Here is a 21,514-nt window from a genome sequence, read left to right on the forward strand (position 1 = left end):
GAAGGGCCGAAATCCGGGGGCCAGGGCGGTAAACAAAGAGACAGGACTACGAAGTAGCCATGGCGGGACAGAAGATCCGCATCCGGCTCAAGGCCTACGACCACGAGGTCATCGACAACTCGGCGAAGAAGATCGTCGAGACGGTGACCCGCACGGGTGCGTCGGTCGCGGGCCCGGTGCCGCTGCCCACTGAGAAGAACGTGTACTGCGTCATCAAGTCGCCGCACAAGTACAAGGATTCGCGCGAGCACTTCGAGATGCGCACCCACAAGCGTCTGATCGACATCCTCGACCCCACCCCCAAGACCGTTGACTCGTTGATGCGCCTGGACCTTCCGGCCGGCGTCGACATCGAGATCAAGCTCTGAGGGGCCGGGGAGCGAAGATGACCAAGCAGATCAAGGGTGTCCTGGGCGAGAAGCTCGGCATGACCCAGGTCTGGGACGAGAACAACCGCATCGTCCCGGTGACCGTGGTCAAGGCCGGCCCCTGCGTCGTTACCCAGGTGCGCACCGATGACCGTGACGGCTACTCCGCCGTCCAGATCGCCTACGGCGAGATCGACCCGCGCAAGGTGAACAAGCCCCTCAAGGGCCACTTCGCCAAGGCCGACGTCACCCCGCGCCGCCACCTGGTCGAGCTGCGGACCGGCGACGCCAGCGAGTACACCCTCGGCCAGGAGGTCACGGCCGAGGTGTTCGACTCCGGCGTCAAGGTCGATGTGACCGGCACCAGCAAGGGCAAGGGCACCGCCGGTGTCATGAAGCGCCACGGCTTCGCCGGCCTCGGTGCCTCGCACGGCACCCAGCGCAAGCACCGTTCGCCCGGCTCCATCGGTGGCTGCGCCACCCCGGGCCGCGTGTTCAAGGGTCTGCGCATGGCCGGTCGCGCCGGCAACGAGCGCGTGACCACCCAGAACCTGACCGTCCACGCCGTTGACGCGGAGAAGGGCCTGCTGCTCATCAAGGGCGCGGTGCCCGGCCCCAACGGCGGCCTCGTCCTGGTCCGTACCGCGGCCAAGGGGGCTTGAGGGATCCATGAGCACCGTTGACATCCTTTCGCCCGCTGGCGACAAGACCGGAACCGTCGAACTCCCCGGGGAGATCTTCGACGCGCGCATCAGCGTTCCGCTGATGCACCAGGTCGTCGTCGCGCAGCTGGCCGCGGCCCGTCAGGGCACGCACAAGGCCAAGAGCCGCGGCGAGGTCCGCGGTGGTGGCAAGAAGCCGTACCGCCAGAAGGGCACCGGCCGGGCCCGCCAGGGTTCCGTCCGCGCCCCGCAGTTCACCGGCGGTGGCGTCGTGCACGGTCCCGTGCCGCGGGACTACACCCAGCGCACCCCGAAGAAGATGAAGGCCGCCGCCCTGCGCAGCGCCCTCACCGACCGGGCGCGGCACGAGCGGATCCACGTCGTCACCGGCGTGGTGGACGGCGACGTCTCCACCAGGTCGGCGCGCGGCCTGTTCGCGAAGATCAGCGACCGCAAGAAGCTGCTGCTGGTCGCCGACCGCGCGGACAACACCGCCTGGCTGTCGGCCCGCAACCTGCCCCAGGTCCACATCATCGACCCGGGCCAGCTGAACACGTACGACGTGCTCGACTCCGACGACGTCGTCTTCACCAAGGCCGCCTTCGACCGCTTCGTGGCCGGCCCGATCGGCACCGTCAAGGTGGCGCTCGACAAGTCCGAGGGGAGTGAAGCCTGATGAGCGACGCCATCGTCGCCGAGGTCATCTCCAGCAAGGAGTTCACCTCCCCGCACGACGTGCTGCTGAAGCCCGTGGTGTCGGAGAAGAGCTACGCGCTGCTCGACGAGAACAAGTACACGTTCGTCGTCGACCCGCGCGCCAACAAGACCCAGATCAAGCAGGCCGTCCAGGCGGTCTTCTCGGTCAAGGTCGTGTCGGTCCACACGATCAACCGGCAGGGCAAGCGCAAGCGCACCAAGACCGGCTACGGCAAGCGCGCCGACACCAAGCGCGCCATCGTGACCCTCGCCGAGGGCGACAGCATCGACATCTTCGGCGGTCCGGTCCTCTCATAGGGGAGCCGGTCCGTCCGATACCGGACGAGGACTAAGAAATGGGAATCCGCAAGTACAAGCCGACGACTCCGGGCCGTCGCGGCGCCAGCGTCGCCGACTTCGTCGAGGTCACGCGGTCCACGCCGGAGAAGTCGCTGGTCCGCCCCCTGCACAGCAAGGGTGGCCGGGACAACGCCGGTCGTGTGGCCGTCCGACACCAGGGCGGCGGGCACAAGCGCGCCTACCGCGTCGTCGACTTCCGTCGGCACGACAAGGACGGCGTGCCGGCCAAGGTCGCGCACATCGAGTACGACCCGAACCGCACCGCGCGGATCGCGCTCCTGCACTACGCGGACGGCGAGAAGCGGTACATCATCGCCCCCGCGAACCTGCGGCAGGGCGACCGGGTGGAGAACGGCGCCGGCGCGGACATCAAGCCGGGCAACAACCTGCCGCTGCGCAACATCCCGGTCGGTACCGTGATCCACGCGATCGAGTTGCAGCCCGGTGGCGGCGCGAAGTTCGCCCGTTCCGCCGGTGCCTCCGTGCAGCTGCTGGCCAAGGAGGGCCGCATGGCCCACCTGCGCATGCCGTCCGGCGAGATCCGTCTCGTCGACGTGCGGTGCCGCGCCACGGTCGGTGAGGTCGGCAACGCCGAGCAGTCGAACATCAACTGGGGCAAGGCCGGCCGGATGCGCTGGAAGGGCGTTCGCCCGAGCGTCCGCGGTGTCGTGATGAACCCCGTCGACCACCCGCACGGCGGTGGCGAGGGCCGGACCTCGGGTGGTCGCCACCCGGTCTCGCCCTGGGGCAAGAAGGAAGGCCGGACGCGCGCGCCGAAGAAGGCCAGCAACAAGTACATCATCCGCCGCCGCAAGACGAACAAGAAGCGCTAGGAGCAGGTTTCGATGCCGCGCAGTCTCAAGAAGGGACCATTCGTCGACGACCACCTGATCAAGAAGGTGGACGCACAGAACGAATCCGGTTCCAAGAACGTCATCAAGACCTGGTCTCGCCGCTCGATGATCGTCCCGGACATGCTGGGCCACACGATCGCGGTGCATGACGGCCGCAAGCACATCCCGGTGTTCGTCACCGAGTCGATGGTCGGCCACAAGCTCGGCGAGTTCGCCCCCACCCGTACGTTCCGCGGCCACGTCAAGGACGACCGCAAGTCACGTCGGCGCTGAGCGGGGATCGCAGACCATGACCGACACCGAAGGGACAACCATGGAAGCCAGGGCTATCGCGCGGTACATCCGCGTCACGCCCATGAAGGCCCGCCGTGTGGTGGACCTCATCCGTGGCAAGAACGCCACGGAGGCCCAGGCGGTCCTGCGCTTCGCCCCGCAGGCCGCCAGCGTGCCCGTGGGCAAGGTGCTTGACAGCGCCATCGCCAACGCCGCGCACAACTACAACCACACGGACGTCGACAACCTGTACGTCAGCGAGGCGTACGTCGACGAGGGTCCGACCCTGAAGCGGTTCCGGCCGCGCGCCCAGGGCCGCGCCTACCGGATCCGTAAGCGGACCAGCCACATCACGGTGGTTGTCAGCAGCAAGGAAGGAACCCGGTAATGGGCCAGAAGGTAAACCCGCACGGGTTCCGTCTCGGCATCACAACCGACTTCAAGTCGCGCTGGTACGCCGACAAGCTCTACAAGGACTACGTCAAGGAAGACGTCGCGATCCGTCGCATGCTCACCCAGGGCATGGAGCGGGCCGGCATCTCCAAGGTGGAGATCGAGCGCACCCGGGACCGGGTCCGCGTCGACGTCCACACCGCCCGGCCGGGCATCGTCATCGGCCGCCGCGGCGCGGAGGCCGACCGCCTCCGCGGCAACCTGGAGAAGCTGACCGGCAAGCAGATCCAGTTCAACATCCTCGAGGTCAAGAACCCCGAGCTGGACGCCCAGCTGGTGGCCCAGGCGGTCGCCGAGCAGCTGTCCTCCCGCGTCTCCTTCCGGCGTGCCATGCGCAAGTCGATGCAGAGCACGCTGAAGGCCGGCGCCAAGGGCATCAAGATCCAGTGCGGCGGTCGTCTCGGCGGCGCCGAGATGTCCCGCTCCGAGTTCTACCGCGAGGGCCGGGTGCCGCTGCACACGCTCCGCGCGAACGTGGACTACGGCTTCTTCGAGGCCCGCACCACCTTCGGCCGGATCGGCGTGAAGGTCTGGATCTACAAGGGCGACGTGAAGAACATCGCCGAGGTCCGGGCCGAGAACGCCGCCGCCCGCGCCGGCAACCGCCCGGCCCGTGGCCCCGGCGGCGGTGGCGACCGTCCGGCCCGTGGTGGTCGTGGCGAGCGCGGTGGCCGCGGCCGTCGTCCGCAGCAGCAGCAGGGTGCGCCCGCCGCCGAGGCTCCCAAGGCCGAGGCTCCGGCTGCCGCTCCGGCCGGCGAGAGCACCACCGGATCGGAGAGCTGAGACCATGCTGATTCCTCGCAAGGTCAAGTACCGCAAGCAGCACCACCCGAAGCGCAGTGGCAAGGCCAAGGGTGGCACCGAGGTCTCGTTCGGCGAGTACGGCATCCAGGCCGTGACCGCCGCGTACGTCACCAACCGGCAGATCGAGGCCGCGCGTATCTCGATGACCCGGCACATCAAGCGTGGCGGCAAGGTGTGGATCAACATCTACCCGGACCGCCCGCTGACCAAGAAGCCCGCCGAGACCCGCATGGGTTCCGGTAAGGGTTCGCCGGAGTGGTGGGTCGCGAACGTCAAGCCCGGGCGCGTGATGTTCGAGCTCTCCTACCCCAACGAGAAGATCGCTCGTGAGGCGCTGATCCGCGCCGCGCACAAGCTTCCGATGAAGTGCCGGATCGTTCGGCGCGAGGCAGGTGAGGCGTGATGGCAGCCGGTACCAAGGTCTCCGAGCTGCGCGAGCTGAACAACGAGGAACTCGTTGTGAAGCTGCGCGAGGCGAAGGAGGAGCTGTTCCGCCTCCGCTTCCAGGCGGCGACCGGTCAGCTGGAGAACAACAGCCGGCTGAAGGCCGTGCGACATGACATCGCCCGGGTCTACACCCTGATGCGCGAGCGTGAGCTCGGCATCGAGACGGTGGCGGAGCCGGCCGAGGCTGCCGAGGCGGTGGAGAGCGCCTGATGAGTGAGAGCACTGTGACTGAGACGACCGAGCGCGGCCGGCGGAAGACGCGTGAGGGTCTGGTCGTCAGCGACAAGATGGACAAGACCGTCGTTGTCGCTGTCGAGGACCGGGTCAAGCACGCCCTGTACGGCAAGATCATCCGCCGCACCAACAAGCTCAAGGCGCATGACGAGCAGAACGCCGCGGGTGTGGGTGACCGCGTTCTCCTGATGGAGACCCGGCCGCTGTCCGCTACCAAGCGCTGGCGCGTCGTGGAGATTCTGGAGAAGGCGAAGTAACGACATGATCCAGCAGGAGTCGCGACTGCGTGTCGCCGACAACACGGGTGCGAAGGAGATTCTCTGCATCCGTGTTCTGGGCGGATCCGGTCGCCGTTACGCGGGCATTGGCGACGTGATCGTCGCCACCGTCAAGGACGCGATCCCGGGCGGCAACGTCAAGAAGGGTGACGTCGTCAAGGCGGTCGTCGTGCGCGCCGTCAAGGAGCGCCGTCGGCCCGACGGTTCGTACATCCGGTTCGACGAGAACGCCGCCGTCATCCTCAAGAATGACGGCGACCCCCGAGGCACCCGTATCTTCGGCCCCGTCGGCCGTGAACTGCGCGAGAAGAAGTTCATGAAGATCATCTCGCTCGCGCCGGAGGTGCTGTGAGCATGAAGATCAAGAAGGGCGACCTGGTTCAGGTCATCACCGGCAAGGACAGGGGCAAGCAGGGCAAGGTCATCGTGGCCTACCCCCGCGAGGACCGCGTCCTGGTCGAGGGTGTCAACCGGGTCAAGAAGCACACCAAGGCCGGCACGACCGCCCGTGGTTCCAAGACCGGTGGCATCATCACCACCGAAGCCCCGATCCACGTGAGCAACGTCGCGCTCGTGGTGGAGAAGGACGGCAAGAAGGTCACCACCCGCGTCGGCTACCGCTTCGACGACAACGGCAACAAGATCCGCGTTGCCCGGCGGACCGGTGAGGACATCTGATGACCACTGCTACCCCGACCACCAGCGTGCCGCGTCTGAAGACGCGGTACCGCGAGGAGATCGCCGGCAAGCTGCGTGACGAGTACAAGTACGCCAACGTCATGCAGGTTCCCGGTCTGACCAAGATCGTGGTCAACATGGGTGTGGGCGACGCCGCCCGCGACTCCAAGTTGATCGACGGGGCCGTCCGCGACCTCGCCACGATCACCGGCCAGAAGCCGACCGTGACCAAGGCCCGCAAGTCCATCGCGCAGTTCAAGCTGCGCGAGGGCATGCCGATCGGTGCGCACGTCACACTGCGCGGCGACCGGATGTGGGAGTTCCTCGACCGGCTGCTGTCGCTGGCGCTGCCGCGGATTCGTGACTTCCGCGGTCTGTCGCCGAAGCAGTTCGACGGTCGTGGCAACTACACGTTCGGCCTGACCGAGCAGGTCATGTTCCATGAGATCGACCAGGACCAGATCGACCGGGTCCGAGGCATGGACATCACCGTGGTCACCACGGCGAACACCGACGATGAGGGCCGCACCCTGCTGCGTCTCCTCGGATTCCCGTTCAAGGAGGCGTGAACCATGGCGAAGAAGGCTCTGATCGCCAAGGCCGCCCGGAAGCCGAAGTTCAGCGCGCGTGCCTACACGCGCTGCCAGCGCTGCGGCCGGCCGCACTCCGTGTACCGCAAGTTCGGCCTCTGCCGCGTGTGCCTTCGTGAGATGGCGCACCGTGGCGAGCTGCCGGGCGTCACCAAGAGCTCCTGGTAACACCTACTACGCCGTAGGTCCCGCGGGTGTCCGGGCGGCGGTGTTTCCGAACACCGCGCCCGGACACCCGCGAGGAAACCCCGGCGAGAGAGGCCAAAGGCCGTTTTATGACCATGACCGACCCGATCGCAGACATGTTGACACGTCTGCGTAACGCGAACTCGGCGTACCACGACAGCGTCGTGATGCCGCACAGCAAGATCAAGACGCACATCGCGGAGATCCTCCAGCAGGAGGGCTACATCACCGGCTGGAAGACCGAGGACGCCCAGGTGGGCAAGGCCCTCGTTCTGGAGCTGAAGTACGGCCCCAACCGCGAGCGCTCGATCGCCGGCATCAAGCGGATCTCGAAGCCGGGCCTGCGGGTGTACGCGAAGTCCACCAGCCTGCCGAGGGTTCTCGGTGGCCTGGGCGTGGCGATCATCTCCACGTCCAACGGGCTGCTCACGGACAAGCAGGCGCAGAAGAAGGGCGTGGGTGGGGAAGTCCTCGCCTACGTCTGGTGACGAAGGGAACGGAGGAAGAGCCATGTCGCGCATCGGCAAGCAGCCCATCCCGGTTCCCGCCGGCGTGGACGTGACCATCGACGGCCGCACGGTGGAGGTGAAGGGCCCCAAGGGTGCCCTCGCGCACACCGTCGCCGCGCCCATCGAGGTGGCACGGGCTGAGGACGGCACCATCCTGGTGACCCGCCCCAACGACGAGAACCGCAACCGTGCTCTGCACGGCCTGTCCCGCACGCTGGTCGACAACATGATCGTCGGCGTGACCCAGGGGTACATCAAGAAGCTCGAGATCAGCGGCGTCGGTTACCGCGTCCAGGCCAAGGGGAGCAACCTCGAGTTCTCCCTGGGTTACAGCCACCCGATCCTGGTCGAGCCGCCGGAGGGCATCACCTTCAAGGTCGAGAACCCGACGCGGTTCAGCGTCGAGGGCATCGACAAGCAGAAGGTGGGCGAGGTCGCGGCGAAGATCCGTAAGCTGCGCAAGCCCGACCCGTACAAGGCCAAGGGCGTCAAGTACGAGGGCGAAGTCATCCGCCGCAAGGTCGGAAAGGCTGGTAAGTAGCCATGGCATACGGACTGAAGATCGCCAAGGGCGACGCCAGGAAGCGGGTGGCGGCCAAGCGCCGGCACATCCGCATCCGCAAGAAGATCTCGGGGAGCCCCGAGCGTCCGCGCCTGGTCGTCACCCGTTCCAACCGTCACATGGTGGCGCAGGTCATCGACGACACCGCGGGCCACACGCTGGCCTCGGCCTCGTCGCTCGACGTGTCGATCCGTGGCGGCGAGGGCGACAAGAGCGCGCAGGCCAAGAAGGTCGGCGCCCTGGTCGCGGAGCGCGCCAAGGCGGCCGGTGTCGAGGCCGTCGTGTTCGACCGCGGCGGTAACAAGTACGCCGGGCGCGTCGCCGCGCTGGCCGACGCCGCCCGCGAGGCGGGGCTCAAGTTCTGAGCCGGTCCCGTCCGAGCAATCGAGAGAGGTAATTCCCATGGCTGGACCACAGCGCCGCGGTGGCGGCGCCGGTGGCGGCGAGCGGCGGGACCGTAAGGGTCGGGACGGCGGCGCCGCCGCCGAGAAGACCGCGTACGTCGAGCGCGTCGTCGCGATCAACCGCGTCGCCAAGGTTGTGAAGGGTGGTCGTCGCTTCAGCTTCACCGCGCTTGTCGTGGTGGGCGACGGTGACGGCACCGTCGGTGTCGGTTACGGCAAGGCCAAGGAGGTGCCGGCCGCCATCGCCAAGGGTGTGGAGGAGGCCAAGAAGCACTTCTTCAAGGTCCCCCGTATCCAGGGCACCATCCCGCACCCGATCCAGGGTGAGGAGGCGGCGGGCGTCGTGCTGCTGAAGCCGGCCTCCCCCGGTACCGGTGTGATCGCCGGTGGCCCGGTGCGCGCCGTCCTGGAGTGCGCGGGCATCCACGACGTGCTGAGCAAGTCGCTCGGCTCGTCGAACCCGATCAACATCGTGCACGCCACGGTGGCCGCGCTGAAGGGCCTGCAGCGTCCCGAGGAGATCGCGGCCCGCCGCGGTCTGCCGCTCGAGGACGTCGCCCCGGCGGCGCTGCTCCGGGCGCGTGCCGGAGTGGGTGCGTGATGGCGCAGCTGAAGATCACGCAGGTGAAGTCCCGGATCGGGAGCAAGCAGAACCACAGGGAGACGCTGCGCTCGCTCGGGCTGCGGCGTATCAACGACGTGGTCGTCAAGGATGACCGCCCGGAGATCCGCGGCATGGCGAACACCGTGCGGCATCTGGTGACGGTCGAGGAGGTGGACTGAGATGGCGGAGCTCGCCAAGGGAACCCCTGAGAGCGCGGAGAGCGCGCCGCTCAAGCTCCACGACCTGCGTCCGGCCCCGGGCGCCAAGAAGGCCAAGATCCGGGTGGGTCGTGGCGAGGCGTCCAAGGGCAAGACCGCCGGTCGCGGCACCAAGGGCACCAAGGCCCGCTACCAGGTTCGGGTCGGATTCGAGGGTGGCCAGCTGCCGCTGTTGCAGCGCCTGCCCAAGATGAAGGGCTTCAAGAGCATCGCCCACAAGCAGTTCCAGGTGGTCAACCTGGACCGGCTGGCGCTGCTCTACCCGGAGGGTGGCGAGGTCACCGTCGCGGACCTGGTGGCCAAGGGCGCGGTTCGGAAGAACGAACTGGTCAAGGTGCTCGGCACCGGCGAGATCTCCGTGGCGCTGACGGTGACGGTGGATGCCGTCTCCGGCTCCGCCAGGGAGAAGATCACCGCTGCCGGCGGCACCGTCACCGAGCGTTCCTGAACCGGCGTTCGGTAGGTCGGAAACGTGAGTGACCGGGGGTGCCCGCTTCTTGGGCATCCCCGGTCAGTCGTTCCGGCTTGGCGTATCCGCCGGTAAGGTTGCGTCGGTTGCGCCTTTCCGGGGCGTGGCTGTTCCACACGTAGTTGTCCCCTAGTTCTGTCATTCATTGGACTTCAAGACCGAACCTCTCGCGTCGCAGGCGTGGGAGGCGCTGGAGGAGCCGTGCTCACCGCGTTCGCCCGGGCGTTCCAGACGCCGGATCTGCGTAAGAAGCTGCTCTTCACCCTAGGCATCGTCGTGCTGTTCCGGCTTGGACAACATGTGCCGGTGCCGGGCGTCAGCTTCCAGAATGTCGATCAGTGCGTGAAGGAGGCGGACGCCGCGGGGGCGGGCTCCGGCCTGTTCGGTCTGGTCAACGTGTTGAGCGGCGGCGCGCTGCTCCAGTTGACCATCTTCGCCCTGGGGATCATGCCGTACATCACGGCGAGCATCATCCTCCAACTGCTGGTCGTGGTGATCCCGCGGCTCGAGGCCCTGAAGAAGGAGGGCCAGGCAGGCCAGGCGAAGATCACGCAGTACACCCGCTATCTCACCATGGCGCTGGCGGTGCTCCAGGCCACGGGTCTGGTGGCGACCGCCCGCAGTGGCACCCTGTTCCCCCAGTGCACGGTGGCGAACGACATCATCCCGTCCGATTCGATCTTCACCACGCTGGTGATGGTGATCGCCCTCACCTCCGCGACCGCGCTCATCATGTGGATGGGTGAGCTGATCACGGACCGGGGTATCGGTAACGGCATGTCCATGCTGATGTTCGTGTCCATCGCGGCCGGTTTCCCGGGCGCCATGTGGCAGATCAAGCAGCAGGGCAGCCTCGCCGACGGCTGGATCGAGTTCGGTGTCGTCGTGCTCTGCGGTCTGGCCATGGTGGGCCTGGTGCTCTTCGTCGAGCTGGCCCAACGCCGGATCCCCGTGCAGTACGCGAAGCGCATGATCGGTAGGCGCTCGTACGGCGGCACCTCGACCTACATCCCGCTCAAGGTCAACCAGGCCGGTGTGATCCCGGTGATCTTCGCCTCCTCGCTGCTCTACATCCCGCAGCTGCTGGTGCAGTTCGCCGGCTCCGACGCGGGCTGGGCGGACTGGATCAACCGGTACTTCGCCGGTGGCGACCACCCGTACTACATCGTCACGTACTTCCTGCTCATCGTCTTCTTCGCGTTCTTCTACGTGGCCATCACCTTCAACCCCGAAGAGGTGGCCGAAAACATGAAGAAGTATGGTGGTTTTATCCCGGGCATCCGGGCGGGTCGGCCGACGGTCGAGTACCTGAGCTACGTGCTGAACCGCATCACCTGGCCCGGATCGCTCTACCTCGGCCTGATCGCCCTGGTGCCCACCGTGGCGCTGGTGATGTTCGACGCTCAGCAGGACTTCCCCTTCGGTGGCACCTCGATCCTCATCATCGTGGGTGTCGGCCTGGAGACGGTGCGGCAGATCGAGAGCCAGCTCCACCAGCGCAACTACGAAGGGTTCCTCCGCTGATGCGAATCGTCCTCGTCGGTCCGCCGGGCGCGGGCAAGGGCACGCAGGCCGCGCTGCTCGCCCAGCGCCTGGACATTCCGCACATCTCCACCGGTGACCTCTTCCGCGCCAACATCAGCCAGGGCACGGAGCTCGGCCGCCAGGTCGAGTCGATCCTGCGCTCCGGCGGGCTGGTGCCCGACGAGGTCACCATCGCGATGGCCGCGGACCGGATGGCGAAACCGGACGCCGAGGACGGATTCCTGCTGGACGGCTTTCCCCGCAACATCGGCCAGGCCAAGGCCCTGGACGCGTTGCTGGTGGAGCAGGGGCTGCGGCTCGACGCCGTGCTGGACCTGGAGGTCCCCGAGGACGAGGTGGTCAAGCGCATCGCCGGCCGCCGCACCTGCCGCAAGGACAGCAGCCACACCTTCCACGTGGAGTACAAGCAGCCGAAGGCGGAGGGCGTCTGCGACGAGTGCGGCGGCGAGCTGTACCAGCGCGACGACGACCAGGAGGAGACCGTCCGCAAGCGGCTCGCGATCTACCACGAGGAGACCGAGCCGATCATCGACTACTACCGGGAACAGGGTCTGGTCGTCACGATCCCGGCCCTGGCCCCGGTGCCCGAGGTGACCCGGCGGGCGCTGGCCGCCCTCCCCGAGCGCGCGGTCTGACGGGGAGAGGGCACTTCGTACCGATGGTGGAGATCAAGACTCCCGAGCAGATCGCGAAGATGCGGGCCGCCGGCCTGGTCGTCGCGGAGATACACCGCAGGACGGCCGAGGCGGCCGTGCCGGGTGCCAGCACCAAGGACCTCGACGACGTCGCGGCCCAGACCCTGGCGGAGCACGGCGCCAAGCCCAACTTCCTGGGCTACGGCGGCTTTCCCGCGACGATCTGTACCTCGGTCAACGACGTCGTGGTCCACGGCATCCCCGACCGGGAGACGGTCCTGAGCTCCGGCGACGTGATCTCGATCGACGCCGGCGCGATCATCGACGGCTGGCACGCGGACGCCGCGATCACGGTGCTGGTCGGCGAGGGGCACGGCCCCGAGCTCGTCGAGCTCAGCCAGGTGACCGAGGCGTCCCTGTGGGCCGGCATCGCCGCGTTCCGCAAGGGCAACCGCCTGGTGGACGTCTCCAAGGCCGTCGAGAGCTTCATCCGGCGCCAGCCCCGCCCGGCCTCCGGGAAGTACGGCATCGTCGAGGACTACGGCGGCCACGGCATCGGCAGCGAGATGCACATGGACCCGCACCTGCTGAACTACGTGGACCGCAGGCGCGGCCGCGGCCCGCGGTTCGTGCCCGGGTTCTGCCTGGCGATCGAGCCCATGATCACGCTCGGCACCCCCAAGACCCACGTGTTGGCCGACGAGTGGACGGTCAAGACCAACGACGGCACCTGGGCCTCGCACTGGGAGCACTCGGTGGCGCTCACCGAGGCCGGCCCCCTCGTGCTCACCGCCCCGGACGGCGGTCGGGCCAGGCTGGCCGAGCTCGGCGTGACAGCCGCTCCCGATCCGTTGGCCTAGAGGTCGTCGGCTTAAAGATCTTCGTCCGGGGGAAGGTTCCCTGGATAGGTCTGATTGGTCTTTTCGGGTGGGGTGCCGTACCCTGATGAGTCGGTTCTGTGCACCCTCCTTTTTGTGTGCGCGGAGCCATCCAGGTAGCCGATCCCGGAAGGTGAAGCGCTCAAGTATGGCCAAAAAACAAGGGGCCATCGAGATCGAGGGCACGGTCGTCGAATCTCTCCCGAACGCGATGTTCAGGGTGGAGCTTCAGAATGGCCACCAGGTCCTCGCGCACATCAGCGGCAAGATGCGGATGCACTACATCCGTATCCTTCCCGACGACCGGGTCGTGGTGGAGCTCTCTCCCTACGACCTGACGCGCGGGCGGATCGTCTACCGCTACAAGTAGACCGAGACCCGGAGAACCTCAGAAGCCATGAAGGTCAGGCCGAGCGTCAAGAAGATCTGCGACAAGTGCAAGGTGATCCGCCGTCACGGCCGGGTCATGGTGATCTGCGAGAACCTGCGCCACAAGCAGCGCCAGGGCTGATCGCCGACCACCCGCACGCATCGCAGCAAGCTTCGCGCGACGCAATCAGACAAGAGAATCGCAGTCACCCGACCCCTCGCGCCGTGAGTCGCGCGGGGACGACACCCCCGGCGGAGGCCGGGGACCCGGCTCGCCAGGCCGGGAACGGTGCTGCGGCAGACCTCCAACGATCATCAGGAGCCACGCATCATGGCACGCCTCGCAGGCGTCGACCTCCCGCGCGAGAAGCGCGTCGAGGTAGCCCTCACCTACGTCTTCGGCATCGGGCGCACCCTTGCCCAGGAGACGTTGGCCAGCACCGGGGTGAACCCGGACACCCGCGTCCGCGATCTTGGCGAGGAGGACCTCGTCAAGCTCCGCGAGTACGTGGACGCCAACATCAAGACCGAGGGTGACCTCCGTCGCGAGATCCAGGCCGACATTCGTCGCAAGGTCGAGATCGGCTGCTACGAGGGGCTGCGGCACCGCCGTGGCCTGCCCGTCCACGGCCAGCGCACCAAGACCAACGCGCGTACCCGCAAGGGCCCGCGTCGCGCGATCGCCGGCAAGAAGAAGCCGGGCAAGAAGTAGTCCGCACCGGATCACGCTCGTCCAGCGGTCCGGTAAGCAGGACCGACCACCTCCAGGGGAGAAACCAAGCAGATGCCGCCAAAGGGCCGTACTGCCGGCGCCAAGAAGGTGCGCCGCAAGGAAAAGAAGAACGTCGCTCACGGGCACGCCCACATCAAGAGCACGTTCAACAACACCATCGTCTCGATCACCGACCCGTCCGGCAACGTGATCTCCTGGGCCTCGGCCGGCCACGTCGGCTTCAAGGGCTCCCGGAAGTCCACGCCGTTCGCCGCCCAGATGGCCGCGGAGAACGCCGCGCGTCGTGCCCAGGAGCACGGCATGCGCAAGGTGGACGTCTTCGTGAAGGGTCCCGGCTCCGGCCGTGAGACCGCGATCCGTTCCCTCCAGGCCACCGGCCTCGAGGTCGGTTCGATCCAGGACGTCACCCCGACCCCGCACAACGGCTGCCGCCCGCCGAAGCGCCGCCGCGTCTGAGCGAAGTGAAGTAGGAGACAAAGACTATGGCGCGTTACACCGGGGCCGACTGCAAGCGTTGCCGTCGGGAGAAGCAGAAGCTCTTCCTCAAGGGAGCGAAGTGCGAGAGCGCGAAGTGCCCGATCGAGATCCGTCCTTACCCCCCGGGTGAGCACGGGCGCGGGCGCACCAAGGACAGCGAGTACCTGCTGCAGAAGCGTGAGAAGCAGAAGTGCGCGCGGATCTACGGTGTCCTCGAGAAGCAGTTCCGCGGGTACTACAACGAGGCCAACCGGCAGTCCGGCAAGACCGGTGAGAACCTGCTGCGCATCCTCGAGTCCCGTCTGGACAACGTGGTCTACCGGGCCGGCTTCGCCAAGTCCCGCGACCACGCCAGGCAGCTCGTCCGGCACGGCCACATCACGGTCAACGGCCGGAAGCTCGACATCCCGTCCGCGCGGGTGTCGCCGAACGACATCATCGAGGTCCGCGAGTCCTCCCGCACCCTGACCCCCTTCCAGGTGGCCCAGGCGGAGGCCGGCGACAAGACCGTTCCGGCGTGGCTGGAGTCGGTTCCGTCGTCGCTGCGGATCCTCGTCCACTCGCTGCCCGAGCGCCAGGTGATCGACACCCAGGTGCAGGAGCAGCTGATCGTCGAGCTGTACTCGAAGTAACCGAGGTGGGCGGGGTCGGCCGGTTCGGCCGGTCCCGCCCTTACCCTCGAACCATCGCTGTGTCGTCTGGTCCGGCATCAAATAGTGGGTGCCGGAGACTGGAGTCGTAACCCATGCTGATCGCTCAGCGCCCCTCCCTGACCGAAGAGGTCGTCGACGAGTTCCGCTCCCGGTTCGTGATCGAGCCGCTGGAGCCGGGCTTCGGCTACACCCTCGGCAACTCGCTGCGCCGGACCCTGCTGTCCTCCATCCCCGGCGCCGCCGTCACCAGCATCCGCGTCGACGGCGTGCTGCACGAGTTCACCACCGTGCCGGGCGTCAAGGAGGACGTCACCGACCTGATCCTGAACATCAAGCAGCTGGTCGTCTCCTCGGAGCACGACGAGCCGGTCGTGATGTACCTGCGCAAGCAGGGTCCGGGTCTGGTCACCGCGGCGGACATCGCCCCGCCGGCCGGCGTCGAGGTGCACAACCCCGACCTGGTGCTGGCCTCCCTGAACAACAAGGGCAAGCTGGAGATGGAGCTGACCGTCGAGCGCGGTCGCGGCTACGTCTCCGCGGTGCAGAACAAGCAGCTCGGCCAGGAGATTGGCCGGATCCCGGTGGACTCGATCTACAGCCCGGTGCTGAAGGTCACCTACAAGGTGGAGGCCACCCGCGTCGAGCAGCGGACCGACTTCGACAAGCTGATCGTCGACGTCGAGACCAAGGAGGCCATGCGGCCGCGTGACGCCATGGCGTCCGCCGGCAAGACGCTGGTCGAGCTGTTCGGCCTGGCCCGCGAGCTCAACGTCGACGCCGAGGGCATCGACATGGGCCCGTCCCCGACGGACGCGGCGCTCGCCGCCGACCTGGCGCTGCCGATCGAGGAGCTGGAGCTCACGGTCCGCTCCTACAACTGCCTCAAGCGGGAGGGCATCCACTCGGTCGGCGAGCTGGTCGCCCGCTCCGAGGCGGACCTGCTGGACATCCGCAACTTCGGCGCCAAGTCGATCGACGAGGTCAAGGCGAAGCTGGCCGGCATGGGCCTGGCCCTGAAGGACAGCCCGCCCGGATTCGACCCGACCACCGCCGCCGACGCCTTCGGCGCCGACGACGACGGCGACACCGGCTTCGCGGAGACCGAGCAGTACTAGGCCGCACCGGCCCGGGAGCTCCGCTCCCGGGCCCACCGTCACCGGTACCTGGTACGGCCGGTGGCCGGTGTTCGGGATCCACCCGGGCGCCATGACTGACGTCGGTACCTGACACGGCCGGCGCAGATACGACAGGAGAGAGCTATGCCTACGCCCACCAAGGGCCGCAGGCTGGGCGGCAGCCCCGCCCACGAGCGGCTGATGATCGCGAACCTCGCCACGGCGCTGTTCGAGCACGGTCGCATTACCACCACCGTGGCCAAGGCCCGCCGGCTGCGCCCGGTGGCCGAGCGTCTGATCACCAAGGCGAAGAAGGGCGACCTGCACAACCGTCGCCAGGTGATGCAGACGATCACCGACAAGAGCATCGTGCACACGCTCTTCACGGAGATCGGCCCGAAGTTCGCCAACCGTCCGGGCGGCTACACCCGGATCACCAAGATCGGTCCGCGTCGTGGCGACAACGCCCCGATGGCCGTGATCGAGCTGGTCGAGGCCCTGACCGTGCAGCAGGCCGCCGTCGGCGAGGCCGAGGCCGCCACCCGCCGCGCGGTGAAGGAGGCCGACGAGTCGAAGGCCAACGCCGACTTGTCGAAGGCCGACGACGAGACCGAGGTCGTCAACGAGGCCGCCGACGAGGCGGCCGAGGAGACCAAGGGCGAGTCCAAGGACGAGAAGGACGCCTGACACGCGTCGCGGTTCCCGTGCTGCCCGCTTCCCTCACCGTGAGGGGAGCGGGCAGTCGCCGTTGGCGGGGGATCAGCGGGGGATCAGAGGGTTTCGATGAGACAGCGTGAGGCCCCACCCGTTCCACCGTAGCCACGTGCGATGCGGGCATCGCTGGTGACGAGGGGAACGGACAGCGCTTCGGCGAGTGCCGTGTAGGCCGCGTCGTGGACGGAGAGGTCCGACGCGAGCTGGACCATTCGAGGCCAGAGGGTGGGCACCTCGTGGCGTTGCAGCGGCAGTTGCCGGTAGATGTCCATGGCCTTGTCGCGGTCGCGCTGGCTGATCCGGGGTGGGATACCCGAGCCGCTCCTCCTGGCCAACCGCACCAGGGCGGAGAGGATCTCCGTGTCCAGGAGGCTGGGAGCGGCCAGCGCGTCCTCCTGGTCGAGTCGTTCCCGAACAGCCCTGCCCCGATGCCCGGTGTCTGCCAGGGCGTGGACCAACGCCGAACAGTCGACGACGATCAACGCCGTTCCCTGCCGTCGTCGATGACGGCGCTGACATCCGTGTCGGAGAGGTCGGCGCTGGCGACGTCGCGCATGCGGGCCACCAAGTCCTGGAGGGGTGGCGTGGCGGCGTCCCTGGTGACCAGGTCACGGAGGTACGCCTGTAGTGACTTCCCCGAGCGGACGGCCTTGACCTTGAGCGCGGCGAGCGCGTCGTCGGGGACCCCTCGGATCGTTACGGCAGTCATGTCCATCGTTGTGCCATCGATGCATGCAAAGTGCTGCTGTTGACTGCACCTGCGTGGCGTGCCGCGGTCGCCCGGTCGCGTTTCTCAGTCCAGGCCGCGGCGGCCCGGGGCCCAGAAGGGTTTGACGATGACGGACCGGCGGGGCCAGCCGAGGGTCCGGGTGAGGTGCCGGCGTACCGCCTGGCAGGTGTGGGCCTCACCGGCGACGTAGGCCACGCCCGGCTCGGCCGGCAGGTCGAGCGCGTGGACGGCGTCGGCGAGCGGTCGGCCGTAGATCCAGTGGAGCTCGTCGGCGCGCGGCAGCGGCAGGCGGTCCTCGGGGGCGGCCACCCCGATCACGCCGTGGACGCGGGCCGTGGCCGGCAGGGTCTGGAGCATGGGGCGGAACGCGACCGACGCCGTCTCGTCGCCGACGAACAGGTGGTGGGGCGCGTGCCGGTCGAGGACGACGCGCCCCTCGGGGCGGGTGAACGCGACCCGCTGGCCGACCCGGACCCGCCGGGCCCAGCGGACGCCGGGGCCGTCGTCGCCGTGGTCGAGGACGCACAGGTCGAGCGTGCCGGCGCGGGCGTCGTGGTCCCAGACGGAGTAGCTGCGCAGCAGGTCGCGGAAGCCCGTCATCCAGGCCCGTGCCGTGCCGGGGTCGCCGACCAGGACGCGGACGTGCTGGCCGGGCCGCCAGACCAGCTCGCGCGCGCCCGCGCCGCCCACGCCGCCGATCCTGATCCGGCGGGTGCGGGGCGTGAGCGGGGTGACGTCCTCGACGGTTCCACCCAGCAGGAACCGGTCACTGATCGACCGTCGGGTGGCGGGCTCGGGTTTACGCATGCCTTCACCGTGCTGGTTAATGTGCACATGAAGTCAAGTGGCGCGGAAGTCGACATGAGCATCGGCGAGTTGGCCGGCCGGTTCGGTCTCGCGACCCATGTGCTGCGGCACTGGGAGAGCGTCGGTCTGCTCGTCCCCGACCGTGCCCCCGGCGGCCAGCGGCGGTACGGCGTCGAAGAGCTGCGGCGGGTGGCCATGATCCAGATCGGCAAGGAGGCCGGCCTCGGCCTCGGCGACCTGCGGGACCTGCTCGCCGCCGTGAACGACCTGGGGGACCGTCGGTCGCTGCTCCGGCACCACCACGCCCGGCTCGTCGAGCGGATCGCCCGGGCCCAGGCGGCCAAGCGCCTCATCGAGGAGGTGCTGGAGTGCCCGCTGCCCTTCGACGAGTGCCCGCGCGCCAGGGCGACGATCGAGGCGCGCATCCCGCAGGACTGAGCGCGCGGCGGGCAGCGGTTCCGGTGTCCCGCGAGAAGGTTTCTCGGAATTCCCCGTCCGCCGTGTCGATCGGCGGTGCCGTCGTTCGACCTGGGGGTGAGAGGGTCGGAAACGGCGACCCGGAGACGCGAAGTCGAGGAGACGATCGACGATGGCGAAGTACATGCTGATCATGCGCGGCACGGACGAGTCGATGGCCGCGATGATGGAGAAGCCCTTCGAGGAGATGCTGGAGACGATGGGCCGCTTCAACGACGAGTTGATCAAGGCCGGGGTGCTCGTGGCCGCCGAGGGCCTGGACGACCCGTCCCAGGGCGTGGTGGTCGACTTCGGCGGCGAGACGCCGGTGGTCACCGACGGCCCCTACGGCGAGACGAAGGAGCTGTTCGGCGGCTTCTACGTGCTGGACGTGGCGTCCAAGGAGGAGGCCGTCGAGTGGGCGAAGCGGATCCCGGCCGTCCCCGGCTCGAAGTGCGAGATCCGGCGCGTGCCGTCCATCGACGAGTTCCCGCAGGACAACGAGTGGATCGTCAGGGAGCGGGCGTGGCGCGAGCGGACGGGCCAGCTCTGAGCCGCGGGGCGCCCGACGGCGGGCCGGGCGCCGAGCCGGCGCGGCGGGCCGTCGAGGCCGTGTGGCGCATCGAGTCGGCCCGGATCGTCGGCGCGCTGGCCCGCTACACCGGCGACTTCGCGCTCGCCGAGGACGTCGCGCAGGAGGCCGTGGCGGAGGCGCTCGTCTCCTGGGCGCGGGACGGCGAGCCGGCGAACCCGGTCGGCTGGCTGCTCGCGACGGCCCGCCGCCGCGCCATCGACGCGTTCCGCCGCCGGTCCGCGCTGGACGAGCGGTACGCCCTGCTGGCCGGCCAGCTCGCCGAGGGCGAGGCGACCTCCGGGGCGGCGGCGCCCCCGCGGGGTGGCTCGGTCGAGCTGCCGTGGGACCCGGACCGGGTCGAGGACGACGTCCTGGCGCTGGTCTTCGTCGCCTGCCATCCGGTGCTCTCGCCGGAGGCCCGGGTGGCGCTGACGCTGCGCACGGTCGGCGGCCTGTCGAGCGAGGAGATCGCCCGGGCCTTCCTGGTGCCCGTGCCGACGGTCCAGGCCAGGATCACCCGGGCGAAGAAGACGATCGCCGCGGCCGGGGTGCCGTTCGCGCTGCCGCCGGCCGACGAGCGGCGGGCGCGGCTCGGCGGCGTGCTGAGCGTGCTGTACGTGATCTTCACCGAGGCGTCCACGGCCACCGGCGGGGATCGGCTGCTGCGCACGGACCTCGGGTACGAGGCGATCCGGCTGGCGAGGACGCTGGTCGCGCTGCTGCCCGACGAGCCGGAGGCGCACGGGCTGCTCGCGCTCTGCGAACTCACCGCGGCGCGCTTCCCGGCCCGGGTCGGCCCCGACGGTGAGGCGGTGCTGCTGGAGGACCAGGACCGCCGGCTCTGGGACCGGTCGGCGATCCGCCGCGGCCTGGCCGCGCTCGGCCGGGCCGCGGCCGTGGGGCGTGGGCTGGGCCCGTACGGGTTGCAGGCGGCGATCGCGGCCTGCCACGCGTCGGCCGGGTCCGTGGCGGAGACCGACTGGGAGCGGATCGTGCTGCTCTACGAGGCGCTCGGCCGGGTGGCGCCCTCGCCCGTCGTGGAGCTGAACCGGGCGGTCGCCGTGGCCATGGCGAGTGGCCCGGGGCCGGCCCTGGCCCTGGTGGACGAACTGGCCGTCGCGGGCCGCCTCTCGGGGTCGCACCTGCTGCCGAGCGTGCGCGGCGAGCTGCTGGCGCGGCTCGGCCGCGCCGCCGAGGCCCGGGCGGAGCTGGAGTTGGCGGCCAGGCTGTGCGGCAACGTCCGCGAGCGGGCGGTGCTGCTGCGGAAGGCCGCGGCGCTCACGGGGTGAGCGTCGGTGCCCGCCCTCAGGGGAGGGGAGCGGGCACCGACGCGTTCTGGGGGGCGGCTCAGGCCTTCCAGGTCCCGTAGTCGTGGTACTGGAGCCCGTACCCGTTCTTCAACGCGACGGTGAACCGGTAGTAGCGACCCTCGACGAGGTTGTACCCGTTGGACGCGCGGTGGGTCTTGCAGTTCCCGTTTCCGCCGACGCTGAACTCGTCGACGTTGTAGCCGTGCACCGTGTCATAGACCTGCACGTTGACCGCCCACCCGTCGGCCTCGATGTCGCAGATCTGGACGATGTCCCCGTAGGAGGCGAACCGGAGACGTCCGCCCGGGTCCCCGTCGTCCGTGTGCATCTGGTGGTCCCAGTTCACGGCGGAGGCGCTGGGCGAGGCCAGCACCGGCATCAGCAGTGCGGCGAGGGCGATGACGAACACGCGCAGCGCGGTTCTCTTCGATGGCTTACGCACACGACTTCCTTTTCTGCCTTGTTCACCCGTGGTCGGCGGGTTGGCGAGAGCGTAGCCGCAGGGTTTTCGCTTGTAAAGAAAGTGAGTTGAGTGTTTCCGGGAACTTGGGGGTCGGGTGCGTCGCCCTTACCTCAAATCTTCCTCAAGAGCAGGAGGTTTGTCCGTGAAGGCGGTATCTCTGCGGGACTGGGCGATCATCCCCCGTTGCTGAATTGGCTATTCGCGACAGCAAATAGCGCTATTCGATATTGCAGCGTTCAACCAGGTGGGCGCCCCGGCTGTCGGCGGCGCGGCGGGTGGGCCGTCGCCCGCCGCGGGGGCGGCTCGCGACCGCGGAGCGTCACGTTGGAAAAAGTCCCAGTGGCCCGACCCGGCGAAGCGTCCGGATGGCGCCTGGGGGGCGTTCTCCGCGATTTTCGCGGCGATC

General features: G+C 68.6%; 38 protein-coding genes. 34 read left to right on the plus strand and 4 right to left on the minus strand.

Going from position 1 to position 21,514, the window contains the following annotated elements; genetic code table 11:
* Nucleotides 1-59: 59 nt before the first annotated feature.
* The 31 genes from rpsJ (at nucleotide 60) to rplQ (ending at nucleotide 16,741) form a co-directional block, all read left to right on the plus strand.
* Nucleotides 60-368, plus strand: a complete 309-nt coding sequence (gene rpsJ / locus E1283_RS04335) for a 30S ribosomal protein S10 (RefSeq protein WP_016473429.1) — start codon at nucleotides 60-62, stop codon at nucleotides 366-368.
* Between the two features lie 17 nt (nucleotides 369-385).
* Nucleotides 386-1,030, plus strand: coding sequence for a 50S ribosomal protein L3 (gene rplC / locus E1283_RS04340; protein ID WP_132816518.1), 645 nt, complete (start codon nucleotides 386-388; stop codon nucleotides 1,028-1,030).
* A gap of 7 nt (nucleotides 1,031-1,037) precedes the next feature.
* Entirely contained in the window at nucleotides 1,038-1,706 is a 669-nt protein-coding gene (gene rplD, locus E1283_RS04345) for a 50S ribosomal protein L4 (RefSeq protein ID WP_132816519.1), read from the plus strand.
* Nucleotides 1,706-2,044: a 50S ribosomal protein L23 gene (gene rplW, locus E1283_RS04350; protein WP_132816520.1), complete on the plus strand. Its 339-nt coding sequence runs from the start codon at nucleotides 1,706-1,708 to the stop codon at nucleotides 2,042-2,044. The genes rplD and rplW overlap by 1 nt, the downstream gene beginning before the upstream one ends.
* A gap of 38 nt (nucleotides 2,045-2,082) precedes the next feature.
* Nucleotides 2,083-2,919 carry a 50S ribosomal protein L2 gene (gene rplB / locus E1283_RS04355; protein ID WP_132816521.1) on the plus strand — a complete coding sequence of 279 codons (837 nt, stop codon included), beginning with the start codon at nucleotides 2,083-2,085 and terminating at the stop codon, nucleotides 2,917-2,919.
* A gap of 12 nt (nucleotides 2,920-2,931) precedes the next feature.
* A complete protein-coding gene (rpsS, locus tag E1283_RS04360) occupies nucleotides 2,932-3,213 on the plus strand; it encodes a 30S ribosomal protein S19 (RefSeq protein ID WP_132816522.1) in 282 nt (93 codons plus the stop codon).
* A gap of 40 nt (nucleotides 3,214-3,253) precedes the next feature.
* Nucleotides 3,254-3,601: a 50S ribosomal protein L22 gene (gene rplV / locus E1283_RS04365; protein WP_132816552.1), complete on the plus strand. Its 348-nt coding sequence runs from the start codon at nucleotides 3,254-3,256 to the stop codon at nucleotides 3,599-3,601.
* Entirely contained in the window at nucleotides 3,601-4,449 is an 849-nt protein-coding gene (rpsC, locus tag E1283_RS04370) for a 30S ribosomal protein S3 (RefSeq protein WP_132816523.1), read from the plus strand. The genes rplV and rpsC overlap by 1 nt, the downstream gene beginning before the upstream one ends.
* A gap of 4 nt (nucleotides 4,450-4,453) precedes the next feature.
* Nucleotides 4,454-4,873, plus strand: coding sequence for a 50S ribosomal protein L16 (gene rplP, locus E1283_RS04375; protein ID WP_132816524.1), 420 nt, complete (start codon nucleotides 4,454-4,456; stop codon nucleotides 4,871-4,873).
* Complete coding sequence (gene rpmC, locus E1283_RS04380) at nucleotides 4,873-5,127, plus strand: 50S ribosomal protein L29 (protein WP_132816525.1); 255 nt, start codon at nucleotides 4,873-4,875, stop codon at nucleotides 5,125-5,127. Before rplP ends, rpmC begins: the two co-directional genes overlap by 1 nt.
* The gene (gene rpsQ, locus E1283_RS04385; RefSeq protein ID WP_132816526.1) at nucleotides 5,127-5,408 is read left to right on the plus strand and encodes a 30S ribosomal protein S17; all 282 of its coding nucleotides are present in this window, start codon (nucleotides 5,127-5,129) and stop codon (nucleotides 5,406-5,408) included. Before rpmC ends, rpsQ begins: the two co-directional genes overlap by 1 nt.
* A gap of 4 nt (nucleotides 5,409-5,412) precedes the next feature.
* Entirely contained in the window at nucleotides 5,413-5,781 is a 369-nt protein-coding gene (gene rplN, locus E1283_RS04390) for a 50S ribosomal protein L14 (protein ID WP_059012876.1), read from the plus strand.
* A 2-nt stretch (nucleotides 5,782-5,783) separates the two neighbouring features.
* Nucleotides 5,784-6,107, plus strand: coding sequence for a 50S ribosomal protein L24 (gene rplX, locus E1283_RS04395; protein ID WP_132816527.1), 324 nt, complete (start codon nucleotides 5,784-5,786; stop codon nucleotides 6,105-6,107).
* Nucleotides 6,107-6,676, plus strand: a complete 570-nt coding sequence (rplE, locus tag E1283_RS04400) for a 50S ribosomal protein L5 (RefSeq protein ID WP_132816528.1) — start codon at nucleotides 6,107-6,109, stop codon at nucleotides 6,674-6,676. The genes rplX and rplE overlap by 1 nt, the downstream gene beginning before the upstream one ends.
* A gap of 3 nt (nucleotides 6,677-6,679) precedes the next feature.
* Nucleotides 6,680-6,865, plus strand: a complete 186-nt coding sequence (locus E1283_RS04405; RefSeq protein WP_120674283.1) for a type Z 30S ribosomal protein S14 — start codon at nucleotides 6,680-6,682, stop codon at nucleotides 6,863-6,865.
* Between the two features lie 107 nt (nucleotides 6,866-6,972).
* Nucleotides 6,973-7,371 (plus strand): 30S ribosomal protein S8, encoded by a 399-nt coding sequence (rpsH, locus tag E1283_RS04410; protein WP_132816529.1) that lies wholly within the window; start codon nucleotides 6,973-6,975, stop codon nucleotides 7,369-7,371.
* Nucleotides 7,372-7,393: 22 nt separating this feature from the next.
* Nucleotides 7,394-7,933, plus strand: a complete 540-nt coding sequence (gene rplF / locus E1283_RS04415; protein WP_132816530.1) for a 50S ribosomal protein L6 — start codon at nucleotides 7,394-7,396, stop codon at nucleotides 7,931-7,933.
* A 2-nt stretch (nucleotides 7,934-7,935) separates the two neighbouring features.
* Nucleotides 7,936-8,319 carry a 50S ribosomal protein L18 gene (rplR, locus tag E1283_RS04420; protein WP_132816531.1) on the plus strand — a complete coding sequence of 128 codons (384 nt, stop codon included), beginning with the start codon at nucleotides 7,936-7,938 and terminating at the stop codon, nucleotides 8,317-8,319.
* 37 nt (nucleotides 8,320-8,356) lie between these two features.
* A complete protein-coding gene (rpsE, locus tag E1283_RS04425) occupies nucleotides 8,357-8,959 on the plus strand; it encodes a 30S ribosomal protein S5 (RefSeq protein ID WP_113689461.1) in 603 nt (200 codons plus the stop codon).
* The gene (gene rpmD / locus E1283_RS04430) at nucleotides 8,959-9,141 is read left to right on the plus strand and encodes a 50S ribosomal protein L30 (RefSeq protein ID WP_132816532.1); all 183 of its coding nucleotides are present in this window, start codon (nucleotides 8,959-8,961) and stop codon (nucleotides 9,139-9,141) included. Before rpsE ends, rpmD begins: the two co-directional genes overlap by 1 nt.
* A gap of 1 nt (nucleotide 9,142) precedes the next feature.
* Nucleotides 9,143-9,628, plus strand: a complete 486-nt coding sequence (gene rplO / locus E1283_RS04435) for a 50S ribosomal protein L15 (RefSeq protein ID WP_132816533.1) — start codon at nucleotides 9,143-9,145, stop codon at nucleotides 9,626-9,628.
* Between the two features lie 222 nt (nucleotides 9,629-9,850).
* Nucleotides 9,851-11,173, plus strand: coding sequence for a preprotein translocase subunit SecY (gene secY, locus E1283_RS04440; RefSeq protein ID WP_132816534.1), 1,323 nt, complete (start codon nucleotides 9,851-9,853; stop codon nucleotides 11,171-11,173).
* Nucleotides 11,173-11,829, plus strand: a complete 657-nt coding sequence (locus tag E1283_RS04445) for an adenylate kinase (protein ID WP_132816535.1) — start codon at nucleotides 11,173-11,175, stop codon at nucleotides 11,827-11,829. The genes secY and E1283_RS04445 overlap by 1 nt, the downstream gene beginning before the upstream one ends.
* Nucleotides 11,830-11,852: 23 nt before the next feature.
* A complete protein-coding gene (gene map / locus E1283_RS04450; protein WP_132816536.1) occupies nucleotides 11,853-12,689 on the plus strand; it encodes a type I methionyl aminopeptidase in 837 nt (278 codons plus the stop codon).
* A 166-nt stretch (nucleotides 12,690-12,855) separates the two neighbouring features.
* The gene (gene infA, locus E1283_RS04455; protein WP_004927214.1) at nucleotides 12,856-13,077 is read left to right on the plus strand and encodes a translation initiation factor IF-1; all 222 of its coding nucleotides are present in this window, start codon (nucleotides 12,856-12,858) and stop codon (nucleotides 13,075-13,077) included.
* 27 nt (nucleotides 13,078-13,104) lie between these two features.
* Nucleotides 13,105-13,218 carry a 50S ribosomal protein L36 gene (rpmJ, locus tag E1283_RS04460; RefSeq protein WP_049567412.1) on the plus strand — a complete coding sequence of 38 codons (114 nt, stop codon included), beginning with the start codon at nucleotides 13,105-13,107 and terminating at the stop codon, nucleotides 13,216-13,218.
* A gap of 189 nt (nucleotides 13,219-13,407) precedes the next feature.
* The gene (gene rpsM / locus E1283_RS04465; protein WP_132816537.1) at nucleotides 13,408-13,788 is read left to right on the plus strand and encodes a 30S ribosomal protein S13; all 381 of its coding nucleotides are present in this window, start codon (nucleotides 13,408-13,410) and stop codon (nucleotides 13,786-13,788) included.
* Nucleotides 13,789-13,860: 72 nt separating this feature from the next.
* On the plus strand, nucleotides 13,861-14,265 hold the full coding sequence (rpsK, locus tag E1283_RS04470) for a 30S ribosomal protein S11 (RefSeq protein WP_019433438.1): 405 nt from the start codon (nucleotides 13,861-13,863) through the stop codon (nucleotides 14,263-14,265).
* Between the two features lie 26 nt (nucleotides 14,266-14,291).
* Nucleotides 14,292-14,918, plus strand: a complete 627-nt coding sequence (gene rpsD / locus E1283_RS04475; RefSeq protein ID WP_132816538.1) for a 30S ribosomal protein S4 — start codon at nucleotides 14,292-14,294, stop codon at nucleotides 14,916-14,918.
* Between the two features lie 113 nt (nucleotides 14,919-15,031).
* Nucleotides 15,032-16,054 carry a DNA-directed RNA polymerase subunit alpha gene (locus E1283_RS04480; RefSeq protein WP_132816539.1) on the plus strand — a complete coding sequence of 341 codons (1,023 nt, stop codon included), beginning with the start codon at nucleotides 15,032-15,034 and terminating at the stop codon, nucleotides 16,052-16,054.
* A gap of 144 nt (nucleotides 16,055-16,198) precedes the next feature.
* Complete coding sequence (gene rplQ, locus E1283_RS04485) at nucleotides 16,199-16,741, plus strand: 50S ribosomal protein L17 (protein WP_132816540.1); 543 nt, start codon at nucleotides 16,199-16,201, stop codon at nucleotides 16,739-16,741.
* Nucleotides 16,742-16,824: 83 nt separating this feature from the next.
* On the opposite strand, the gene E1283_RS04490 is transcribed toward rplQ, so the two are convergent.
* The 3 genes from E1283_RS04490 to E1283_RS04500 all read right to left on the minus strand — a co-directional run bounded on the left by E1283_RS04490 (nucleotide 16,825) and on the right by E1283_RS04500 (nucleotide 18,305).
* On the minus strand, nucleotides 16,825-17,250 hold the full coding sequence (locus tag E1283_RS04490; RefSeq protein WP_132816541.1) for a type II toxin-antitoxin system VapC family toxin: 426 nt from the start codon (nucleotides 17,248-17,250) through the stop codon (nucleotides 16,825-16,827).
* A complete protein-coding gene (locus tag E1283_RS04495) occupies nucleotides 17,247-17,477 on the minus strand; it encodes a FitA-like ribbon-helix-helix domain-containing protein (protein WP_132816542.1) in 231 nt (76 codons plus the stop codon). Before E1283_RS04495 ends, E1283_RS04490 begins: the two co-directional genes overlap by 4 nt.
* Nucleotides 17,478-17,561: 84 nt before the next feature.
* Nucleotides 17,562-18,305, minus strand: a complete 744-nt coding sequence (locus E1283_RS04500) for a siderophore-interacting protein (protein ID WP_132816543.1) — start codon at nucleotides 18,303-18,305, stop codon at nucleotides 17,562-17,564.
* Between the two features lie 54 nt (nucleotides 18,306-18,359).
* Between E1283_RS04500 and E1283_RS04505 the strand changes: the two genes are divergently transcribed.
* From E1283_RS04505 to E1283_RS04515, 3 genes are all read left to right on the plus strand, one after another.
* On the plus strand, nucleotides 18,360-18,743 hold the full coding sequence (locus tag E1283_RS04505; RefSeq protein ID WP_132816553.1) for a MerR family transcriptional regulator: 384 nt from the start codon (nucleotides 18,360-18,362) through the stop codon (nucleotides 18,741-18,743).
* 151 nt (nucleotides 18,744-18,894) lie between these two features.
* Nucleotides 18,895-19,314, plus strand: coding sequence for a YciI family protein (locus tag E1283_RS04510; RefSeq protein WP_132816544.1), 420 nt, complete (start codon nucleotides 18,895-18,897; stop codon nucleotides 19,312-19,314).
* On the plus strand, nucleotides 19,287-20,624 hold the full coding sequence (locus E1283_RS04515; protein ID WP_132816545.1) for an RNA polymerase sigma factor: 1,338 nt from the start codon (nucleotides 19,287-19,289) through the stop codon (nucleotides 20,622-20,624). The genes E1283_RS04510 and E1283_RS04515 overlap by 28 nt, the downstream gene beginning before the upstream one ends.
* Nucleotides 20,625-20,682: 58 nt before the next feature.
* Here E1283_RS04515 and E1283_RS04520 read toward each other — a convergent pair whose 3' ends face one another.
* Entirely contained in the window at nucleotides 20,683-21,087 is a 405-nt protein-coding gene (locus tag E1283_RS04520; protein ID WP_243744590.1) for a hypothetical protein, read from the minus strand.
* Nucleotides 21,088-21,514 lie beyond the last annotated feature (427 nt).

It is taken from the genome of Streptomyces hainanensis, from assembly GCF_004348415.1.
GTDB classification, from domain to species: domain Bacteria; phylum Actinomycetota; class Actinomycetes; order Streptomycetales; family Streptomycetaceae; genus Streptomyces; species Streptomyces hainanensis.

What these genes read in the sequence shown, in the direction of transcription:
- rplB (WP_132816521.1), top strand. Translation starts at nt 2,083, where the DNA reads ATGGGAATCCGCAAGTACAAGCCGACGACTCCGGGCCGTCGCGGCGCC.
- E1283_RS04510 (WP_132816544.1), top strand. Translation starts at nt 18,895, where the DNA reads ATGGCGAAGTACATGCTGATCATGCGCGGCACGGACGAGTCGATGGCC.
- rplV (WP_132816552.1), top strand. Translation starts at nt 3,254, where the DNA reads ATGGAAGCCAGGGCTATCGCGCGGTACATCCGCGTCACGCCCATGAAG.
- rpsE (WP_113689461.1), top strand. Translation starts at nt 8,357, where the DNA reads ATGGCTGGACCACAGCGCCGCGGTGGCGGCGCCGGTGGCGGCGAGCGG.
- rplX (WP_132816527.1), top strand. Translation starts at nt 5,784, where the DNA reads ATGAAGATCAAGAAGGGCGACCTGGTTCAGGTCATCACCGGCAAGGAC.
- rpsQ (WP_132816526.1), top strand. Translation starts at nt 5,127, where the DNA reads ATGAGTGAGAGCACTGTGACTGAGACGACCGAGCGCGGCCGGCGGAAG.
- rplW (WP_132816520.1), top strand. Translation starts at nt 1,706, where the DNA reads ATGAGCGACGCCATCGTCGCCGAGGTCATCTCCAGCAAGGAGTTCACC.
- rpsC (WP_132816523.1), top strand. Translation starts at nt 3,601, where the DNA reads ATGGGCCAGAAGGTAAACCCGCACGGGTTCCGTCTCGGCATCACAACC.
- rplD (WP_132816519.1), top strand. Translation starts at nt 1,038, where the DNA reads ATGAGCACCGTTGACATCCTTTCGCCCGCTGGCGACAAGACCGGAACC.
- rplC (WP_132816518.1), top strand. Translation starts at nt 386, where the DNA reads ATGACCAAGCAGATCAAGGGTGTCCTGGGCGAGAAGCTCGGCATGACC.
- rplE (WP_132816528.1), top strand. Translation starts at nt 6,107, where the DNA reads ATGACCACTGCTACCCCGACCACCAGCGTGCCGCGTCTGAAGACGCGG.
- rpsM (WP_132816537.1), top strand. Translation starts at nt 13,408, where the DNA reads ATGGCACGCCTCGCAGGCGTCGACCTCCCGCGCGAGAAGCGCGTCGAG.
- rpsJ (WP_016473429.1), top strand. Translation starts at nt 60, where the DNA reads ATGGCGGGACAGAAGATCCGCATCCGGCTCAAGGCCTACGACCACGAG.
- rpsD (WP_132816538.1), top strand. Translation starts at nt 14,292, where the DNA reads ATGGCGCGTTACACCGGGGCCGACTGCAAGCGTTGCCGTCGGGAGAAG.
- infA (WP_004927214.1), top strand. Translation starts at nt 12,856, where the DNA reads ATGGCCAAAAAACAAGGGGCCATCGAGATCGAGGGCACGGTCGTCGAA.
- E1283_RS04495 (WP_132816542.1), bottom strand. Translation starts at nt 17,477, where the DNA reads ATGACTGCCGTAACGATCCGAGGGGTCCCCGACGACGCGCTCGCCGCG.
- rplF (WP_132816530.1), top strand. Translation starts at nt 7,394, where the DNA reads ATGTCGCGCATCGGCAAGCAGCCCATCCCGGTTCCCGCCGGCGTGGAC.
- rpsH (WP_132816529.1), top strand. Translation starts at nt 6,973, where the DNA reads ATGACCATGACCGACCCGATCGCAGACATGTTGACACGTCTGCGTAAC.
- E1283_RS04405 (WP_120674283.1), top strand. Translation starts at nt 6,680, where the DNA reads ATGGCGAAGAAGGCTCTGATCGCCAAGGCCGCCCGGAAGCCGAAGTTC.
- rplN (WP_059012876.1), top strand. Translation starts at nt 5,413, where the DNA reads ATGATCCAGCAGGAGTCGCGACTGCGTGTCGCCGACAACACGGGTGCG.
- E1283_RS04445 (WP_132816535.1), top strand. Translation starts at nt 11,173, where the DNA reads ATGCGAATCGTCCTCGTCGGTCCGCCGGGCGCGGGCAAGGGCACGCAG.
- map (WP_132816536.1), top strand. Translation starts at nt 11,853, where the DNA reads ATGGTGGAGATCAAGACTCCCGAGCAGATCGCGAAGATGCGGGCCGCC.
- rplO (WP_132816533.1), top strand. Translation starts at nt 9,143, where the DNA reads ATGGCGGAGCTCGCCAAGGGAACCCCTGAGAGCGCGGAGAGCGCGCCG.
- rplP (WP_132816524.1), top strand. Translation starts at nt 4,454, where the DNA reads ATGCTGATTCCTCGCAAGGTCAAGTACCGCAAGCAGCACCACCCGAAG.
- rpsK (WP_019433438.1), top strand. Translation starts at nt 13,861, where the DNA reads ATGCCGCCAAAGGGCCGTACTGCCGGCGCCAAGAAGGTGCGCCGCAAG.
- rpmD (WP_132816532.1), top strand. Translation starts at nt 8,959, where the DNA reads ATGGCGCAGCTGAAGATCACGCAGGTGAAGTCCCGGATCGGGAGCAAG.
- E1283_RS04500 (WP_132816543.1), bottom strand. Translation starts at nt 18,305, where the DNA reads ATGCGTAAACCCGAGCCCGCCACCCGACGGTCGATCAGTGACCGGTTC.
- E1283_RS04505 (WP_132816553.1), top strand. Translation starts at nt 18,360, where the DNA reads ATGAGCATCGGCGAGTTGGCCGGCCGGTTCGGTCTCGCGACCCATGTG.
- E1283_RS04480 (WP_132816539.1), top strand. Translation starts at nt 15,032, where the DNA reads ATGCTGATCGCTCAGCGCCCCTCCCTGACCGAAGAGGTCGTCGACGAG.
- rplQ (WP_132816540.1), top strand. Translation starts at nt 16,199, where the DNA reads ATGCCTACGCCCACCAAGGGCCGCAGGCTGGGCGGCAGCCCCGCCCAC.
- rpmJ (WP_049567412.1), top strand. Translation starts at nt 13,105, where the DNA reads ATGAAGGTCAGGCCGAGCGTCAAGAAGATCTGCGACAAGTGCAAGGTG.
- rplR (WP_132816531.1), top strand. Translation starts at nt 7,936, where the DNA reads ATGGCATACGGACTGAAGATCGCCAAGGGCGACGCCAGGAAGCGGGTG.
- rpsS (WP_132816522.1), top strand. Translation starts at nt 2,932, where the DNA reads ATGCCGCGCAGTCTCAAGAAGGGACCATTCGTCGACGACCACCTGATC.
- rpmC (WP_132816525.1), top strand. Translation starts at nt 4,873, where the DNA reads ATGGCAGCCGGTACCAAGGTCTCCGAGCTGCGCGAGCTGAACAACGAG.